Below are 18,400 nucleotides of genomic sequence, written 5' to 3'. Positions count from 1 at the left end.
GGGTGACACAGGTATTGCCCTCGGGTCTGGTGGCGAGTGCCGTCGTAGCGGCATCAAGTGCCAACCTCGGCCCGGGGTTCGACAGTCTCGGCCTCGCATTGAGTCTCTATGACGAAATCGTGCTTGAGACAACCGATTCCGGGTTGGAAGTGGTGGTCGAAGGCGAGGGGGCCGGCCAGGTTCCGCTCAACTCTGAACACTTGGTTGTGCGCGCCATCCAGCACGGGCTGCGAGCCGTGGGCGTTTCCGCGGCTGGCCTAATTGTGTGCTGCCGCAACGATATTCCGCATTCCCGTGGTCTCGGGTCGTCCGCGTCGGCGGTAGTTGGTGGCCTCGCCGCCGTCAACGGCCTTGTCTCACAAGCTGGCTGGGTGCCATTGAGCGACCAGCAGCTGATCCAGCTGTCTTCGGAATTTGAAGGCCACCCCGACAACGCCGCGGCCGCTGTGCTCGGCGGTGCGGTGGTTTCTTGGATTGAGCGTTGCGGTGACCGTGCCGACTACTCGGCCGTGCAGCTAGATCTTCACCCCGATATTCACTTGTTCTCGGCGATTCCCGAGGTGCGCTCCTCGACCGCGGAGACTCGGGTGCTGCTGCCTGACTTGGTCAGCCATGACGATGCGCGATTCAACATCAGCCGCGCCGCATTGCTTGTGGTTGCCCTCACCCAACGGCCCGATTTGTTGATGGCGGCCACCGAAGACGTCCTCCATCAGCCCCAGCGTGCCTCGGCAATGCCGGCCTCGGCGGAATATTTGCAGCTGTTGCGGCGTCATAAAGTGGCAGCGACTCTTTCTGGGGCTGGACCGGCGCTGATTGCGTTGACCACCAACCCGGACTTGCCGCCGGAAGCGGTCGAGTACGGCGCCGCAAATGGATTCACAATTACCGCGATGACCGCGGGTGACAGGGTCCGGTGGAAGCCCGGAGTGGCATTCAGCGACTGATTGACAACCTGCGGGGGGTTTGCTTGCTTCCGGCCAGGAAGCGGGCTATCCTCGGAGCCGTCCAGCAATCGCAGCATCTGCTTCTGCACACATACTGCCTTGCAGCTAGGACACCACCAATTCTTCTCGGGGACGAGGTTCGCCGTATTCGCCGCAGATCCTGGCGACCACCGTTGGGGAGTCGATGATTGGGCGCACTCGGCAATTTGGCTGAATGCAACGAACCCTCGTATGACGTAATCAAGCGAGGGAAAGAAAGGAATTCCGTGACTGATACGGACCTCATCACGGCTGGCGAAAGCACCGACGCTGATAAGAAGTCGGATTCCGTGACAAAAGACAGTTCCGACCTCAATACTGCTGCGCCGACCGGCGCGCTGGCCACCATGGTGCTGCCCGAACTGCGCGCGCTGGCCAACCAAGTTGGTGTCAAGGGGACGTCGGGCATGCGTAAGAACGAGCTGATCGCCGCGATCCAAGAATTTCGGGACCGCGCCAACGGCACGCCCGCGGCCGCCGAGCCGACCCCAGATTCCGGCGAACAGAAGTCCTCGGCGAGTACCGAGGCCCCAGCGGTCAACGAGGCCACCAAAGACGCTCCTCAACAGGAGCAAAACGCCTCATCCGGCGACACGGTGCGCCGCGAGCGGCGCAGATCCTCGCGTGACTCGGAAACGTCGTCACGTGACGGCGCCGACTCGGCTGGCGAAAGCCCAGATAAACGCGGGAAGCGGGCCGCCGGCGGCGATGCCGACAACAATCAGAAGGCGCCGGAAAAGGCTCAAGAAGACGCCAAGATTGACGGGGGAGCAGCGGAGTCGGGCGGTGACCAAGGCGCCGGCCAGCAGGGCTCGGGTGGCCAGCAATCGCGCGGCGAAGACGATGGCGAAGGGCGGCAGGGCCGGCGAGGACGCCGATTCCGCGACCGCCGGCGTCGTGGGGAGCGCTCGGGTGACGGTTCCGACGCCGAGTTGCGTGAGGATGACGTCGTCCAGCCGGTCGCCGGCATTCTTGACGTGCTCGACAACTACGCCTTTGTCCGTACCTCCGGCTACCTTGCCGGCCCGCACGACGTCTACGTGTCGATGAACATGGTGCGCAAGAACGGCCTGCGCCGCGGCGACGCGGTCACCGGCGCCGTTCGGGTTCCGCGTGAAGGCGAGCAGCCTAACCAACGACAAAAATTCAACCCGCTGGTGCGTTTGGACAGCGTCAATGGGGGATCGGTCGAGGACGCCAAGAAGCGGCCCGAATTCGGCAAACTGACGCCGCTCTATCCCAACCAGCGTCTTCGCTTGGAAACCACCACAGAGCGGCTGACCACGCGGGTCATCGATCTGATCATGCCGATTGGCAAGGGCCAGCGCGCGCTGATCGTCTCGCCCCCCAAGGCCGGTAAGACGACGATCCTGCAGGACATCGCCAACGCCATTACCAAGAACAATCCGGAATGCCACCTCATGGTCGTGCTCGTCGACGAGCGGCCCGAGGAGGTCACCGACATGACGCGTTCGGTCAAGGGTGAGGTCATCGCCTCAACGTTCGACCGTCCGCCATCCGACCACACATCGGTCGCGGAGCTGGCCATCGAGCGAGCCAAGCGCCTCGTGGAGCAGGGCAAAGACGTCGTGGTGCTGCTGGACTCCATCACCCGGTTGGGACGTGCCTACAACAACGCGTCGCCGGCATCGGGCCGGATTCTCTCCGGCGGTGTCGACTCCACCGCGCTGTACCCGCCCAAGCGATTCCTGGGTGCGGCACGCAACATCGAAGAGGGCGGCTCGCTGACCATCATCGCGACCGCGATGGTCGAGACCGGCTCCACCGGTGACACCGTCATCTTCGAAGAGTTCAAGGGCACCGGTAACGCCGAGCTCAAGCTGGACCGCAAGATCGCCGAGCGGCGCGTTTTCCCCGCGGTCGACGTGAACCCGTCGGGTACCCGTAAAGATGAGCTGCTGCTCTCACCTGATGAGTTCGCCATCGTCCACAAGCTGCGTCGCGTGCTGTCCGGCCTGGATTCCCACCAGGCCATCGACCTGCTGATGTCGCAGCTGCGTAAGACCAAGAACAACTACGAGTTCCTCGTGCAGGTCTCCAAGACCACACCAGGGAATATGGACAACGACTAGAGCAATACACCGGCTGCGGGTGCCAGGGAATGCCCGCGCAAATCTCGGTGTTTGGGGTGATGGTGGTTGACCTGGCATAATCGAGGCTCGACCACCCAGAACCGCCTCAGGTTCTTGAGTTAAGCCTGACCGCCGCTTGAACATCGGGGAGCACCGGAGGCCACGAGCGGCCGACGATCGAAGAGGACAGCATGAAATCTGACATTCATCCCACCTACGAGGAGACCACCGTGGTCTGCGGGTGCGGAAACACGTTCCAGACGCGGAGCACCAAGCAGGGCGGCCGTATCGTGGCCGAGGTTTGCTCGCAGTGCCATCCGTTCTACACCGGCAAGCAGAAGATCCTCGACAGCGGTGGTCGGGTTGCCCGCTTCGAGCGTCGCTACGGCAAGCGCAAGGCCGGAGCCGACAAGGACCAGGCGGCGGCCGACAAGTAGCTGGATTACCGACGCCCGAACTGTGCATGAGCAGCACAGGCCGGGCGTCGGTTCGTGTTTGCGGTAAGAGCTGGCAGGAGGTGTGAGATGGCAGCGCCGGTGCAGACGATTGACGTCCTGCTCGCCGAACACGCAGACCTTGAGCGCGCGTTGGCGGAACCAGAACTGCGCAGCAGGCCCGACGAGGCGCGCAAAGCCGGACGTCGGTTTGCCCGCTTGGCGCCGATCGTGGCCACCTACCGCAAGCTGGTAGCCGCGCGCGAAGATCTGGAGACCGCGCACGAATTGGCGGCCACCGACGAGTCGTTTGCCGCCGAAGCCGCCGAACTGGAGGCCCGGGTCGCCGAACTGGACTCGCAGCTCACCGACATGTTGGCGCCGCGGGACCCGCATGACGCCGACGACATCGTGCTCGAAGTCAAGTCTGGCGAGGGTGGCGAAGAATCGGCGCTATTCGCTGCCGACCTGGCCAGAATGTATATCCGCTATGCCGAACGGCACGGCTGGACCGTGACGGTGCTCGGGGAGACCACCTCGGATCTGGGCGGCTACAAGGACGCGACGCTGGCCATCGCCAGCAAGGGCGACACGGCCGACGGCGTGTGGTCGCGGATGAAGTTCGAGGGCGGGGTGCACCGGGTGCAGCGGGTCCCGGTAACCGAATCTCAAGGTCGCGTGCATACCTCGGCGGCCGGCGTACTTGTCTACCCCGAGCCCGAGGAAGTCGGCGAGGTGCAGATCGACGAGTCGGACCTGCGCATCGACGTCTACCGTTCGTCGGGCAAGGGCGGCCAGGGGGTCAACACCACCGACTCCGCGGTGCGGATTACCCACCTGCCCACCGGGATCGTGGTCACCTGCCAAAACGAACGCTCACAGCTGCAGAACAAGATCCGTGCCATGCAGGTGCTCGGGGCTCGTCTGCAGGCGATCGCCGAAGAGCGGGCGATGGCTGACGCCTCGGCGGATCGGGCCAGCCAGATACGAACCGTGGACCGTAGCGAACGCATCCGCACCTACAACTTCCCCGAGAACCGGATCACCGATCACCGAATCGGCTACAAGTCCCACAACCTCGACCAGGTCCTCGATGGCGATCTGGACGCTCTATTCGACGCACTGGCTGCCGCTGACAAACAGGCCCGGCTGCAGCAGTCATGACCTCGCTGCGCCACGCGATCGACTCCGCTGCGGCGCTTCTTGCCGAAGCCGGGATCGACTCTGCACGTGGTGATGCCGAATGGTTGGCCGCTCACCTGACCGGCACCGACCGCGGTCTGCTGTACCTGCCTGACGATCCGCTTGATTCCGATGCTCTCGGTCAGTACCAAGACATGGTGACCGCCCGATCACGCAGGGTGCCGTTGCAGCATCTCATCGGCACGGTGCAGTTTGGGTCGGTGGACTTGCAGGTCGGTCCGGGTGTCTTCGTGCCGCGCCCAGAGACCGAGGCAGTGTTGGAATGGGCTGGTGCACAACAGCTTTCCGAAGACCCCGTCATTGTTGACCTGTGTACCGGATCCGGCGCGTTGGCAGTCGCGTTGGCCAACCGTTGGCCCACGGCGCGGATTCTTGGCGTCGACGATTCGGCCGCTGCGCTCGAGTATGCACACCGCAATTCCGTGGGCACCAAGGTGGAACTGGTGCGAGCCGATGTCACCACCCCGGGGCTGATGCCCGAACTCGATGGACAGGTCGACCTCGTGGTGACCAACCCGCCATACATTCCCGACGGCGCTGTTCTGGAACCTGAAGTAGCACAGCATGATCCGCATCGTGCGCTGTTTGGAGGGCCGAACGGGATGGCGGTGATACCCCACGTCGTACGGCTGGCCGGCCGTTGGTTGCGTCCCGGTGGGCGGTTCGCCGTCGAACACGACGACACCACCGCGCGGCAGACCGTTAAATGTATCGAAAGCGCAGGCGTTTTCGAGGACATCGTGGCTCGGCAAGATCTGGCCGGGCGGCCAAGGTTCGTGACCGCCGTCAAGAGGCTGGTTCGGTGACGGCTGCGGTGAGGATGCGGGGCGAAGCGAATGCGAAGGAGGGCCAGCGCCCATGAGTGAGGTGTTCGACTGCGCCGACCCCGACCAGCGTTCCAACGGGATCGCTTCTGCGGCAGGGGCGCTCAAAGCCGGTCGGCTGGTCGTCATGCCGACGGACACCGTCTATGGGATCGGTGCCGACGCATTCGACAGTGCCGCGGTGAACGCGCTGCTGTCGGCCAAGGGGCGCGGGCGCGATATGCCGGTGGGCGTGCTGGTGGGCTCCTGGCACACCATCGAGGGGCTGGTTTTCTCGATGCCCGCTGGAGCGCGTGAACTGATCCGTGCATTCTGGCCGGGCGCCTTGAGCCTGGTTGTGGCGCAAGCGCCGTCCCTGCAGTGGGACCTCGGCAACGCGCACGGCACCGTGATGCTGCGCATGCCGTTGCACCCGGTGGCCATCGAGTTGTTGCGCCAGGTGGGCCCCATGGCGGTTTCCAGCGCCAACGTCTCGGGGCAGCCGCCGGCGGTCGACGTCGCGGATGCACGTAATCAGTTCGGCGATCTGGTCGACGTCTACCTGGATGGTGGTCCCGCGGCGCAGCAGGCCGCCTCGACGATCGTCGACCTCACCGGGGCCCCGCGCATCCTGCGTCCGGGACCGGTCAGCGCCGAGCGGATCGCTGACGTGCTCGGAGTGGACGCGACAACGCTGACCGCATAGCACCGTCGTGGTGGCTGCCGCTGGGCGCTGCGGCCGGGCGCGGCTATTCGGGTTCTCAGGTTGGTGAAGTAGGGTCTCGTGGTGTCCAGCGTTGCCGACGGCTTGCTCGCCCTTTCGGTTCGCAGCGCCGGTGTCCCGCTGCGTGAGCTTGCGCTCGTCGGGTTAACCGCAGCGATCATCACGTATTTCGCGACCGGGCCGGTTCGCGTCTTGGCGACTCGCCTGGGCGCGGTCGCTTACCCGCGCGAACGCGACGTCCACGTGACACCCACCCCTCGCATGGGTGGGCTGGCGATGTTCCTCGGGGTGCTCGCCGCGGTCTTTCTCGCCTCCCAACTTCCCGCCCTCACCCGCGGGTTCGTCTATTCGACCGGCATGCCCGCGGTGCTCGTCGCGGGTGCGGTGATCATGGGTATCGGTCTGATCGATGACAGGTGGGGTCTGGATGCCCTGACGAAGTTTGCCGGTCAGATCACCGCAGCTAGCGTGCTGGTCACCATGGGCGTCGCCTGGAGCGTGCTCTACATCCCGCTGGGTGGTGTCGGGACCATCGTCTTGGACCAAGCCTCGTCCATTTTGCTCACCCTCGCGTTGACCGTGTCCATCGTCAACGCCATGAACTTCGTCGACGGACTCGATGGGCTGGCGGCTGGGCTGGGCCTCATCACGGCCTTGGCGATCTGCACCTTCTCGGTGGGGTTGCTTCGTGACCATGGCGGCGACGTCCTGTTCTATCCGCCGGCGGTGATCTCGGTGGTGCTCGCAGGGGCCTGTCTCGGGTTCTTGCCGCACAATTTCCACCGAGCCAAGATCTTCATGGGCGATTCCGGTTCGATGCTGGTCGGGTTGATGCTGGCCGCGGCCTCCACCACCGCCGCGGGGCCCATCTCCCAGAACGCCTATGGGGCCCGGGACGTGTTTGCCCTGCTATCGCCGTTCTTGCTGGTAGTGGCGGTGATGTTCGTGCCGATGCTGGACCTGTTACTGGCAATCGTGCGCCGCACCCGCGCCGGACGAAGCGCATTCAGCCCCGACAAGATGCATCTTCACCACCGCTTGCTGCAGATCGGCCATTCGCATCGCCGGGTCGTGCTGCTCATCTACCTATGGGTGGGCATCGTCGCCTTCGGGGCGGCCAGCACGATCTTCGTGGACCCTCGCCACACCGCGGCGGTGATGCTCGGCGCACTGGTCGTCGCCGGGGTTGTGACAGCGATCCCGTTGCTGCGTCGTCGCGACGACTACTACGACCCGGACTAGGGCACGTCTACGACAGGCGGTAGTAGTGGCATCTACCTTGTGGTACGGTCCTGGTAGAGCCCCGAAATAAACCTCGTGGGTTGCCGGCCCCCCGGCCCGGCGGATGCCTATCCGACCGCGCCAGTTAACGACCGACACAGGGAGCTACCCCTTGGGTGAAACCAGCCCAACCGTTGCGATACGCTCGGCGGGCCACCGATCAGTCGACCGGGCGGTTTCCGCTCCACTAACCGGGGATTGAGGTGCTGCAGTGACAACACCAGCGCAGGACGCGCCGTTGGTGTTTCCCTCTGTTGCTTTCCGTCCGGTTCGTCTATTGGTGATCAGCCTTGGACTCACCGCGGTTGCCACTGTGGTCGCCGGACTCTTCGGTCACCTGATGGTCGGAGTGTTTCTTGGCATCGGGCTGCTGCTCGGTTTGCTCAACGCCCTGTTGGTCCGGCGTTCGGTGGAGTCGATCACCGGCCGGGACCACCCGCTGAAAAGGTCGATGGCCCTCAACTCGGCCTCTCGAGTCGCGGTCATTACCATCATGGCGCTGATCATCGCGTATATTTTCCGGCCGGCCGGACTTGGCGTGGTGTTCGGGTTGGCGCTCTTCCAGCTGCTGCTGGTGGCATCCACGGCACTGCCGGTCTGGAAGAAGCTGCGTACCGGGGACTTTGCGGCCGACGATGCGCAGAACCAGCCCGTCGGCTCGGATAGTGGCGTTTTCAAGGGATCGGAAGGGAGTACCGCCAGCGATGACTGAGTCGATCCTGGCCGCCCAGATTGAGGTCGGCGAGCACCACACCGCGACCTGGCTGGGCATGACCGTCAACACCGACACGGTGCTGTCGACGGCGATCGCCGCGCTCATCGTGCTCGCGTTGGCGTTCTACCTGCGCTCGAAGGTCACCTCGACCGCGGTGCCCGGTGGGGTGCAGCTGTTCTTCGAAGCGATCACCATCCAGATGCGCGGCCAGGTAGAAAGCGCAATCGGGATGCGGATCGCGCCCTTCGTGCTGCCGCTCGCGGTGACCATCTTCGTCTTCATCTTGATCTCGAACTGGCTGTCGGTCCTCCCGGTGCAGTACACCGACGAACACGGGCAGACCACCGAGTTGCTCAAGCCCGCCGCCGCAGACATCAACTACGTGCTGGCGCTGGCGCTGTTCGTCTTCGTCTGCTACCACGCGGCCGGTATCTGGCGTCGCGGCATTGTCGGCCACCCCATCAAGCTGCTCAAGGGGCACGTGGCAATCCTGGCGCCGATCAACCTCGTCGAAGAAATCGCCAAGCCGATCTCGCTGTCGCTGCGCCTTTTCGGCAATATCTTTGCCGGCGGCATTTTGGTCGCGCTCATCGCGCTCTTCCCGCCCTACATCATGTGGGCGCCGAATGCGATCTGGAAGTCCTTCGACTTGTTCGTCGGCGCGATTCAGGCCTTCATTTTCGCGCTGCTGACGATCTTGTACTTCAGCCAAGCGATGGAGCTAGAAGAGGACCACCACTAAAACTGCGAGAAACTGCCTAGAAAATCCCGACCCAATACCAGTACTGGGACCTGGTAAACCGCTACCAGAGTTATCAAGGAGGATAAAGTAATGGACCCCACTATCGCTGCCGGCGCCCTCATCGGCGGTGGACTGATCATGGCTGGCGGCGCGATCGGCGCCGGTATCGGTGACGGTATCGCCGGTAACGCTCTGATCTCCGGCGTTGCCCGCCAACCTGAGGCGCAGGGACGGCTGTTCACGCCGTTCTTCATCACCGTCGGTCTGGTTGAGGCCGCCTACTTTATCAACCTGGCGTTTATGGCGCTGTTCGTCTTCGCCACGCCCGTTAAGTAATTCGGCAGCTGTAACCGTTGAAATGGTTGTGATGGGTAGTAATGGATGACGTGAACTCTATTTTCCTGGCTGCGGGCCAGGCAGCAGAGGAAGGCGGTACAAACAACTTCCTCGTTCCCAACGGGACGTTTTTCTTCGTGCTGGCCATCTTCTTGGTGGTGCTTGCGGTCATCGGCACATTTGTCGTACCGCCGATCCTGAAGGTGTTGCGTGAACGCGACGCGATGGTTGCCAAGACGCTGGCCGACAACAAGAAATCGGCCGAGCAGTTCGCGGCCGCCCAGGCCGACTACGAGAAAGCCATGGCCGAGGCCCGGGTACAGGCGTCGTCCTATCGCGACAACGCCCGGGCCGAGGGTCGTAAGGTCGTCGAGGATGCGCGTGCCCACGCTGAACAGGAAGTGGCATCGACATTGCAGCAGGCCAACGAGCAACTGAAGCGCGAGAGGGACGCTGTGGAACTGGATTTGCGTGCCAACGTGGGAGCGATGTCGGCGACGCTGGCCAACCGGATCGTCGGTGTCGACGTGACTACCCCAGCCGCGGCGGGGTAGCAAACCATGTCGACATTCATCGGACAGCTGGTTGGTTTCGCGGCCATCGTTTTTCTGGTGTGGCGTTACGTGGTGCCGCCGGTGCGGCGCATGATGGCAGCGCGCCAGGACACGGTTCGCGAGCAATTGGCAGACGCGGCTACCGCCGCCGTGCGGCTCACGGAGTCGACCACCGCGCACAGTAAGGCGGTGGAGGCCGCCAAGGCGGAGGCGGAGCAGGTCGTCGCAGAGGCCAAGGAAGATGCCAAGCGCATCACGGCGCAGATGCAGACCCAGGCGGGTGTCGAAGCCGAACGGATCAAGGTCCAAGGGTCTCGTCAGGTCGAGCTGCTCCGGACTCAGCTGACCCGTCAGCTGCGATTGGAGCTGGGCCACGAATCAGTCCGCCAGGCAAGCGAATTGGTGCGCAACCACGTTTCCGACCCAGGGCAGCAGGCGGCCACGGTCGACCGCTTCCTCGACGAGCTCGACGCGATGGCGCCGGCAGCGGCGGAAGTCGAGCGTCCGGTGGCGGCCAAGATGCGGTCGGCCAGCCGGCGGGCGCTGGGCAGCTTGGTCGACAAGTTCGCCGGTTTGGCCAAGGGCCTGGACAATGCGGCGCTTTCGGCTCTCGCCAGCGACCTCGTGTCGGTAGCCCAACTGCTCCAACGCGAAGTCATCGTCACCCGCTACCTCACGGTGCCCGCCGAAGACGCAGCACCCAGGATTCGGCTGTTGGAGCGGCTGATATCCGGCCAGGTCGGCAATCCCGCGCTGGATATCCTGCGAGCCGCCGTCACGGAGCGGTGGTCGGCAAGCTCGGATTTGATCGACGCGATCGAGCACGTGTCTCGGCAGGCCCTACTGGAAGTCGCCCAGCGTGACGGACAGGTCGACGAGGTTGAGGACCAGCTGTTCCGGTTCTCCCGCATCTTGGACGCGCAACCGCGCCTTTCCATCCTGCTCGGCGACTATGTGGTTCCGGCCGAGGGCCGAGTTGGATTGCTGCGCAAAGTCCTCGACAGCGCGGGTAGCGTCAATCCGATTGCCGTCGCATTGCTGTCTCAGACGGTCGAACTCCTGCGAGGTCAGCCGGCCGAGGACGCGGCGCTGCTGCTGGCCGAGGTGGCCGTGGCCCGCCGCGGGGAGGTTGTCGCACAAGTCAGCGCGGCCGCCGAGCTCAGCGATGCACAGCGCACCCGCGTTACTGAGGTGCTGAGTCGCATCTACGGTCACCCCGTGACCGTGCAGCTTCAAACGGATCCCACCTTGTTGGGGGGTCTGTCGATTGCCGTGGGTGACGAAGTGATCGACGGAACGCTCTCGTCGCGTTTGACCGCTGCCGAGGCTCAGTTGCCTGATTGATGACGAAGCCCGATTGAACACGAACTAGCCAGCACAACCCAAAAGTAGGAAGACAGCAGCCATGGCCGAGTTGACAATCTCCGCTAATGACATTCAGAGCGCGATCGAAGAGTACGTAGGCTCCTTCACCTCGGATACCTCCCGGGAGGAAGTCGGCACCGTTGTCGACGTCGGGGACGGTATCGCGCACGTCGAAGGTTTACCGTCCGTGATGACTCAGGAGCTGCTCGAGTTCCCCGGCGGTGTGCTCGGCGTGGCCCTCAACCTCGACGAACACAGTGTTGGCGCGGTGATCCTGGGTAACTTCGAAAACATCGAAGAAGGCCAGCAGGTCAAGCGCACCGGCGAAGTCTTGTCGGTTCCCGTCGGCGACGCGTTCTTGGGCCGGGTGATCAACCCGCTCGGTCAGCCGATCGATGGCCGCGGAGACATCGAGGCCGAGACGCGGCGCGCCCTCGAGCTGCAGGCGCCGTCGGTGGTCCAGCGTCAAAGCGTCAAGGAGCCGCTGCAGACCGGTATCAAGGCGATCGACGCCATGACCCCGATCGGCCGCGGTCAGCGCCAGCTGATCATCGGCGACCGCAAGACCGGCAAGACCGCGGTCTGCGTCGACACCATCCTCAACCAGCGCCAGAACTGGGAGACCGGTGATCCCAAGAAGCAGGTGCGCTGCGTATACGTGGCCGTCGGGCAGAAGGGCACCACGATCGCTTCGGTGCGGCGCGCCCTGGAAGAGGGCGGCGCGATGGACTACACGACCATCGTCGCGGCGCCCGCGTCCGACTCCGCCGGCTTCAAATGGCTTGCCCCATACACTGGTTCGGCTGTCGCTCAGCACTGGATGTACGACGGTAAGCACGTCCTGATCGTCTTCGACGACCTGACCAAGCAGGCTGAGGCATACCGGGCGATCTCGCTGCTGCTGCGCCGTCCGCCTGGCCGTGAGGCATATCCGGGCGACGTGTTCTATCTGCACTCGCGGCTCCTGGAGCGCTGCGCGAAGCTGTCCGACGAACTCGGTGGCGGCTCGTTGACCGGTCTTCCGATCATCGAGACCAAGGCCAACGACATTTCGGCCTACATCCCCACCAACGTCATTTCGATCACCGACGGCCAGTGCTTCCTCGAGACCGACCTGTTCAACCAGGGCGTTCGCCCGGCCATCAACGTCGGTGTCTCGGTGTCCCGCGTCGGTGGTGCGGCCCAGATCAAGGCAATGAAAGAGGTGGCGGGAAGCCTCCGTCTGGATCTGTCGCAGTACCGTGAGCTGGAAGCCTTCGCCGCTTTCGCTTCCGACCTGGACGCCACGTCGAAGGCGCAGCTGGACCGCGGCGCCCGGCTGGTGGAGCTGCTCAAGCAGCCGCAGTACCAGCCGATGCCGGTCGAAGAGCAGGTCATCTCCATCTTCCTGGGTACCGGCGGTCACCTGGACTCGGTGCCCGTCGAGGACGTCCGGCGCTTCGAAACCGAACTGCTGGATCACATTCGGGCCTCCGAAGAGAACCTGCTGAGCACCATTCGCGACACACAGAAGCTCACTGAGGAGACCGAGGAAGCCCTGACCAAGGTGATCAACCACTTCAAGAAGGGCTTCGCGTCGTCCACTGGTGAATCGGTGGTCCTCGACGAGCATGTCGAGGCCATGGATGAGGAAGATCTGGGCAAAGAATCGGTGAAGGTCAAGAAGCCCGCGCCGCAGAAGAAGAAATAGCACACGTAGGTATATGAGATGGCTGCCACACATCGCGAACTGCGTGGACGGATCCGCTCGGCCGGATCGATCAAGAAGATCACCAAGGCTCAGGAGCTGATCGCGACGTCGCGCATCGCCAGGGCGGAGGCTCGACTCGAGTCCGCCCGGCCTTACGCCGACCAGATCACACAGATGCTCACCACTTTGGCCGCCGACGCCGCTCTGGACCATCCGTGGCTGGTCGAGCATCCCCAGCCGAAGCGGGCGGGGGTCTTGGTGGTGTCGTCTGACCGCGGTCTTTGCGGTGCGTACAACGCCAATGTCTTCCGGCGGTCCGAGGAGCTCTTCTCGCTGCTGCGTGACGAGGGCAAGCAACCGGTTCTCTATGTTGTGGGCCGCAAGGCGTTGGCGTACTACACCTTCCGCAATTGGGACATCGCCCAATCGTGGACGGGTTTCTCCGAGCAGCCCAAGTACGAGAACGCCGCGGAGATCGCTTCCACCCTGGTAGATGCGTTCATGCTGGGTGCTGGCGAAGGCGAGGACCTGCAGACCAACAACGAGCAGAGCGTCGACGAACTGCACATTGTGTTTACCGAGTTCAAATCGATGTTGTCGCAGTCGACGGAGGCCCGCCGGATGGCGCCCATAGTCGTGGAATATGTCGAGGAAACCGGCCCGCGGACGCTGTACTCATTTGAACCGGATGCGACCACGCTGTTCGAGTCTCTTTTGCCGAGGTATCTGACTACCCGCGTGTATGCGGCAATGCTCGAATCCGCGGCGTCGGAGCTAGCGTCGCGTCAGCGGGCGATGAAGTCGGCGACCGATAACGCCGACGACCTGATCAAGGCGCTGACACTGATGGCAAACCGGGAGCGCCAGGCCCAGATCACCCAGGAGATTAGCGAAATCGTCGGTGGCGCAAACGCGCTGGCGGACGCTCGCTAGACAGGCCCACGAGGAAGCGAAGAAAGATATGACTGTTACAGCCGAAAAGACTGACAAGTCTGCAAGTTCAGAGACCAGCGGCCGCGTGGTGCGGGTCACCGGGCCCGTCGTCGACGTCGAGTTCCCCCGCGGGTCCGTTCCCGAGTTGTTCAACGCTCTGCACGCAAAGATCGACTTCGGGTCGCTCGCGAAGACCCTCACGTTGGAGGTGGCGCAGCACCTCGGCGACAGCTTGGTGCGCACGATTTCGTTGCAGCCCACCGACGGCCTGGTCCGTGGTACGGAGGTCACTGACACGGGGCGGCCGATCTCGGTTCCGGTTGGTGAAAGCGTCAAGGGGCACGTTTTCAACGCGCTCGGGGACTGCTTGGACGAACCCGGCTACGGAGAAGACTTCGAGCACTGGTCGATTCACCGCAAGCCGCCGGCCTTCGAGGACCTCGAGCCCCGCACCGAGATGCTGGAGACCGGCCTGAAGGTCGTCGACCTGCTGACTCCGTATGTGCGTGGTGGCAAGATCGCGCTGTTCGGTGGTGCCGGCGTGGGCAAGACGGTGCTGATCCAGGAGATGATCAACCGTATCGCCCGCAACTTCGGTGGTACTTCGGTGTTCGCCGGCGTGGGGGAGCGCACCCGTGAGGGCAACGACCTGTGGGTCGAGCTCCAGGAAGCCAACGTGCTCAAGGACACCGCGCTGGTGTTCGGCCAGATGGACGAGCCGCCCGGCACCCGTATGCGGGTTGCGCTGTCCGCGCTGACCATGGCGGAGTGGTTCCGCGATGAGGCCGGCCAGGACGTGCTGCTGTTCATCGACAACATCTTCCGGTTCACCCAGGCCGGCTCGGAGGTGTCCACACTGCTAGGCCGCATGCCGTCAGCCGTGGGGTACCAGCCCACGCTGGCTGACGAGATGGGCGAGCTGCAGGAGCGAATCACTTCGACGCGGGGACGCTCGATTACGTCGATGCAGGCCGTCTATGTGCCCGCTGACGACTACACCGACCCGGCGCCGGCCACCACGTTCGCGCACCTGGACGCCACCACCGAGCTCTCGCGTGCGGTGTTCTCCAAGGGCATCTTCCCCGCGGTGGACCCGCTGGCATCCAGCTCGACCATCCTGGACCCCGGTGTGGTTGGTGACGAGCACTATCGGGTGGCGCAGGAAGTCATCCGAATCCTGCAGCGCTACAAGGACCTTCAGGACATCATCGCGATTCTGGGTATCGACGAGCTGTCCGAAGAGGACAAGCAGCTGGTCAACCGGGCCCGCCGGATCGAGCGGTTCCTGTCCCAGAACATGATGGCGGCCGAGCAGTTCACTGGTCGGCCGGGTTCGACGGTGCCGGTCAAGGAGACCATCGAAGCGTTTGACCGGTTGTGCAAGGGCGAGTTCGACCACGTGCCCGAGCAGGCGTTCTTCCTCATCGGTGGGCTCGACGACTTGGCTAAGAAGGTCGAGAGCCTCGGCGCCAAACTGTAGTGGCTGGTCTCCTGCTAAGTCGAAAGGTGGTGTGACATGGCCGAATTGAACGTCGAGATCGTTGCTGTTGATCGGAAGATCTGGTCGGGCGCGGGAACGTTTCTTTTCACCCGCACTACCGTCGGTGAGATCGGAATTCTGCCGAACCATATCCCGTTGGTGGCCCAGTTGGTCGACGACGCGATGGTGCGCGTTGAACGCGATGGCGACAAGGATCTGCGGATCGCAGTGGACGGTGGCTTCATGTCGGTGACCGACGCCGGGGTCATCATTCTGGCTGAATCCGCGGAGTTCGAGTCCGAGATCGATGAGGCTGTGGCCAGGCAGGACTCCGAATCCGACGATCCCCGTACCGCCGCCAGGGGTCGCGCTAGATTGCGCGCCGTCGGCGCGATCGACTAACAGCCTGGTGAGCGCGCCCATGGTTGGCATGGTCGTGCTGGTTGTCCTGTTGGGTATGGCGGTGCTTGCCCTGAGCTACCGGTTATGGAAGCTGCGCCAGGGCGGCACCGCCGGGATAATGCGTGATATCCCGGCTATCGGAGGACACGGGTGGCGTCACGGCGTCATCCGCTACCGCGGCGGCGAGGCGCGGTTCTACCGCTTGTCGAGTTTGCGCTTATGGCCGGATCGGCGGCTCAGCCGACGAGGTGTCGAGATCATCGCTCGGCGGGGACCCCGCGGCGACGAGTACGACATCATGACCGACAAGATCGTGGTTCTCGAACTGCGCGACAGCACCCAGGACCGCAGACCCGGCTCCGAACTCGCGCTCGATCAGGGTGCGTTGACCGCATTTCTGTCTTGGCTCGAGTCTCGTCCTTCGCCTCGTGCCCAAAAGCGGAGCCGCTGACGGCTCTCGTTCGCGCGGTGAGTAGCGGCCCGAACAGTGGCTGCTCGACGCACCGGTCGGCAGTTCCTGTTGGAGCGCTTAGCTTCTGATCTATCCGGCGCTGGGCCTGTTGCCGCCCGGTCGCCACAGCACGTCGCCGTCCGGGTTGGCGGCTCGCGCCAGAATAAACAGCAGATCCGAGAGCCGGTTCAGATATTTCGCGGGCAGCGCACTGACGCCTTCGGGGTCCGCTTCGACAGCGGCCCAGGCTGACCTCTCGGCCCGCCGTGCGACTGTCCGGGCGACGTGCAGCAGTGCGGACAAAGGCGAACCACCCGGCAGCACAAAGGAATTCAAGGCGGGCAGGGTCTCGTTATATTTGTCACACCAGCCCTCGAGCCGTTCGATGTAGGCCTCGGTGATGCGCAGCGCAGCGTGCTCTGGCTGGTCTTGGGAGCGTTTCAGCGGTGTAGACAGGTCCGCGCCGGCGTCGAACAAGTCGTTTTGGAGCTGCCGCAACACGTCGGCGAGTTGTGGATCGGGGCTGCCCATCGCGACTGCGACGCCGATCGTGGAGTTGGCTTCGTCACAGTCTGCGTAGGCCACCAGGCGCGGATCGTTCTTGGAAACCCTGGAGAAGTCACTCAATCCTGTCGTTCCGTCGTCGCCGGTCCGGGTGTAGATACGGGTCAGATGGATCGCCATGATCAAACGGTACCCGGATGACTTACCTGGTTGACTGACAAGCTGATAGCGCTTCACTAGACTGACGCGGGTGGCGGAGCGATTCGTGGTCACCGGTGGGAACCGGTTGTCAGGCGAAGTCGCTGTTGGGGGCGCTAAAAACAGTGTGCTCAAGCTCATGGCAGCGACGCTGCTGGCCGAGGGAACCAGCACAATCACCAACTGCCCCGACATCCTCGATGTGCCGCTGATGGCAGAGGTGTTGCGCGGGCTCGGCGCCACCGTCGAACTCGACGGAGATGTGGCCCGCATTACCTCGCCCGACGAGCCGAAATACGACGCAGACTTCGCGGCGGTGCGGCAGTTTCGGGCTTCCGTATGTGTGCTCGGACCCCTGGTTGGACGATGTAAACGGGCCAAGGTTGCGCTGCCGGGCGGAGATGCGATCGGGTCCCGGCCGTTGGACATGCACCAGGCTGGCCTGCGTCAACTGGGCGCGCAGTGCAATATCGAGCATGGGTGTGTGGTGGCCCAGGCAGACACCCTGCGCGGCGCGGAGATTCAGCTGGAATTCCCCTCGGTCGGGGCTACCGAGAACATCTTGATGGCCGCGGTGGTCGCCGAGGGCGTGACGACCATCCACAATGCGGCGCGCGAGCCCGATGTGGTTGACCTGTGCACGATGCTCAATCAGATGGGGGCGCAGATCGAGGGTGCCGGCTCGCCGACGATGACGATTACCAGCGTTCCCCGGTTACACCCGACCGAGCACCACGTGATTGGCGACCGCATCGTCGCCGCTACCTGGGGTATCGCTGCGGCGATGACCCGTGGCGACATCACCGTGACGGGTATCGATCCATCGCATCTGCAGCTGGTTTTGCACAAGTTGTACGACGCCGGTGCCACCGTTACGCAGACCGACGACAGTTTTCGCATCGTGCAGTACGAGCGGCCCAAGGCTGTCAATGTCGCGACCTTGCCGTTTCCGGGGTTTCCGACCGATTTGCAGCCAATGGCGATCGCACTGGCGTCGATCGCCGACGGCACGTCGATGATCACCGAGAACGTGTTCGAGGCCAGGTTCCGATTCGTCGAAGAGATGATCAGGCTGGGAGCGGATGCCCGCACCGACGGACACCATGCCGTGGTGCGTGGTCTGCCTCAGTTGTCGAGCGCTCCAGTCTGGTGTTCCGACATCCGCGCCGGCGCCGGTTTGGTGTTGGCGGGCTTGGTCGCTGACGGCGATACCGAGGTTCACGACGTGTTCCACATCGACCGTGGCTACCCACTTTTCGTCGAGTACCTGGGGATTTTGGGAGCGGAGATTGAGCGGGTACAGTAGCCAAGGCCAAGCTCGAAGGCGCGGACTTCACTGAGAAGATCGAAAATCCGAGTTTGACTTTTCTGCCGGATCTGTATTAAGCTGGCAGGGTTGCCCCGAAGAGGGGCGAGTGCAAGTAAGAAATGTTGTTTGAGAACTCAATAGTGTGTTTGGTGTTATGTTTTGTTGTTGTTTTTTGACTACACCTTATCACCCCCGTG

General features: G+C 63.5%; 19 protein-coding genes. 18 read left to right on the top strand and 1 reads right to left on the bottom strand.

The features are described 5' to 3' along the window. Positions 1–2 precede the first annotated feature (2 nt). From thrB to SHTP_RS19315, 17 genes are all read left to right on the top strand, one after another. A complete protein-coding gene (thrB, locus tag SHTP_RS19400) occupies positions 3–947 on the top strand; it encodes a homoserine kinase (RefSeq protein WP_096371488.1) in 945 nt (314 codons plus the stop codon). 266 nt (positions 948–1,213) lie between these two features. Next, positions 1,214–3,079: a transcription termination factor Rho gene (gene rho / locus SHTP_RS19390; RefSeq protein ID WP_096371487.1), complete on the top strand. Its 1,866-nt coding sequence runs from the start codon at positions 1,214–1,216 to the stop codon at positions 3,077–3,079. Positions 3,080–3,270: 191 nt separating this feature from the next. Then, complete coding sequence (gene rpmE, locus SHTP_RS19385) at positions 3,271–3,516, top strand: 50S ribosomal protein L31 (RefSeq protein WP_011741636.1); 246 nt, start codon at positions 3,271–3,273, stop codon at positions 3,514–3,516. Between the two features lie 87 nt (positions 3,517–3,603). Then, a complete protein-coding gene (gene prfA / locus SHTP_RS19380; RefSeq protein WP_096371486.1) occupies positions 3,604–4,677 on the top strand; it encodes a peptide chain release factor 1 in 1,074 nt (357 codons plus the stop codon). Further along, positions 4,674–5,522 carry a peptide chain release factor N(5)-glutamine methyltransferase gene (prmC, locus tag SHTP_RS19375; RefSeq protein WP_096371485.1) on the top strand — a complete coding sequence of 283 codons (849 nt, stop codon included), beginning with the start codon at positions 4,674–4,676 and terminating at the stop codon, positions 5,520–5,522. Before prfA ends, prmC begins: the two co-directional genes overlap by 4 nt. Before the next feature lie 52 nt (positions 5,523–5,574). After that, a complete protein-coding gene (locus SHTP_RS19370) occupies positions 5,575–6,225 on the top strand; it encodes an L-threonylcarbamoyladenylate synthase (RefSeq protein WP_096371484.1) in 651 nt (216 codons plus the stop codon). Positions 6,226–6,303: 78 nt separating this feature from the next. Continuing rightward, complete coding sequence (rfe, locus tag SHTP_RS19365; RefSeq protein WP_011741632.1) at positions 6,304–7,485, top strand: UDP-N-acetylglucosamine--decaprenyl-phosphate N-acetylglucosaminephosphotransferase; 1,182 nt, start codon at positions 6,304–6,306, stop codon at positions 7,483–7,485. A 250-nt stretch (positions 7,486–7,735) separates the two neighbouring features. Further along, a complete protein-coding gene (locus SHTP_RS19360; RefSeq protein WP_020788147.1) occupies positions 7,736–8,236 on the top strand; it encodes an ATP synthase subunit I in 501 nt (166 codons plus the stop codon). Beyond that, complete coding sequence (gene atpB, locus SHTP_RS19355; protein WP_012395675.1) at positions 8,229–8,981, top strand: F0F1 ATP synthase subunit A; 753 nt, start codon at positions 8,229–8,231, stop codon at positions 8,979–8,981. Before SHTP_RS19360 ends, atpB begins: the two co-directional genes overlap by 8 nt. 90 nt (positions 8,982–9,071) lie before the next feature. Further along, a complete protein-coding gene (locus SHTP_RS19350) occupies positions 9,072–9,317 on the top strand; it encodes a F0F1 ATP synthase subunit C (protein WP_011741629.1) in 246 nt (81 codons plus the stop codon). A gap of 41 nt (positions 9,318–9,358) precedes the next feature. Further along, complete coding sequence (locus SHTP_RS19345) at positions 9,359–9,871, top strand: F0F1 ATP synthase subunit B (protein WP_096371483.1); 513 nt, start codon at positions 9,359–9,361, stop codon at positions 9,869–9,871. Between the two features lie 6 nt (positions 9,872–9,877). After that, a complete protein-coding gene (locus SHTP_RS19340; protein WP_096371482.1) occupies positions 9,878–11,215 on the top strand; it encodes a F0F1 ATP synthase subunit B/delta in 1,338 nt (445 codons plus the stop codon). A gap of 61 nt (positions 11,216–11,276) precedes the next feature. Then, complete coding sequence (gene atpA / locus SHTP_RS19335; RefSeq protein WP_096371481.1) at positions 11,277–12,926, top strand: F0F1 ATP synthase subunit alpha; 1,650 nt, start codon at positions 11,277–11,279, stop codon at positions 12,924–12,926. Positions 12,927–12,944: 18 nt separating this feature from the next. Next, positions 12,945–13,859, top strand: a complete 915-nt coding sequence (locus SHTP_RS19330; RefSeq protein ID WP_096371480.1) for a F0F1 ATP synthase subunit gamma — start codon at positions 12,945–12,947, stop codon at positions 13,857–13,859. Positions 13,860–13,887: 28 nt separating this feature from the next. Next, entirely contained in the window at positions 13,888–15,339 is a 1,452-nt protein-coding gene (gene atpD / locus SHTP_RS19325; protein ID WP_096372559.1) for a F0F1 ATP synthase subunit beta, read from the top strand. Positions 15,340–15,375: 36 nt separating this feature from the next. Continuing rightward, positions 15,376–15,741, top strand: a complete 366-nt coding sequence (locus tag SHTP_RS19320) for a F0F1 ATP synthase subunit epsilon (RefSeq protein ID WP_096371479.1) — start codon at positions 15,376–15,378, stop codon at positions 15,739–15,741. A gap of 7 nt (positions 15,742–15,748) precedes the next feature. After that, entirely contained in the window at positions 15,749–16,192 is a 444-nt protein-coding gene (locus SHTP_RS19315) for a DUF2550 domain-containing protein (protein ID WP_011741622.1), read from the top strand. 90 nt (positions 16,193–16,282) lie between these two features. Here SHTP_RS19315 and SHTP_RS19310 read toward each other — a convergent pair whose 3' ends face one another. Beyond that, on the bottom strand, positions 16,283–16,876 hold the full coding sequence (locus SHTP_RS19310; RefSeq protein ID WP_096372558.1) for a cob(I)yrinic acid a,c-diamide adenosyltransferase: 594 nt from the start codon (positions 16,874–16,876) through the stop codon (positions 16,283–16,285). Positions 16,877–16,946: 70 nt separating this feature from the next. Between SHTP_RS19310 and murA the strand changes: the two genes are divergently transcribed. Beyond that, entirely contained in the window at positions 16,947–18,200 is a 1,254-nt protein-coding gene (gene murA, locus SHTP_RS19305) for a UDP-N-acetylglucosamine 1-carboxyvinyltransferase (protein ID WP_096371478.1), read from the top strand. The last annotated feature ends 200 nt before the right edge of the window (positions 18,201–18,400 follow it).

This window comes from Mycobacterium ulcerans subsp. shinshuense (assembly GCF_002355775.1).
Classification (GTDB): domain Bacteria; phylum Actinomycetota; class Actinomycetes; order Mycobacteriales; family Mycobacteriaceae; genus Mycobacterium; species Mycobacterium marinum.
This window is presented reverse-complemented; position numbering and strand designations above follow the sequence as displayed.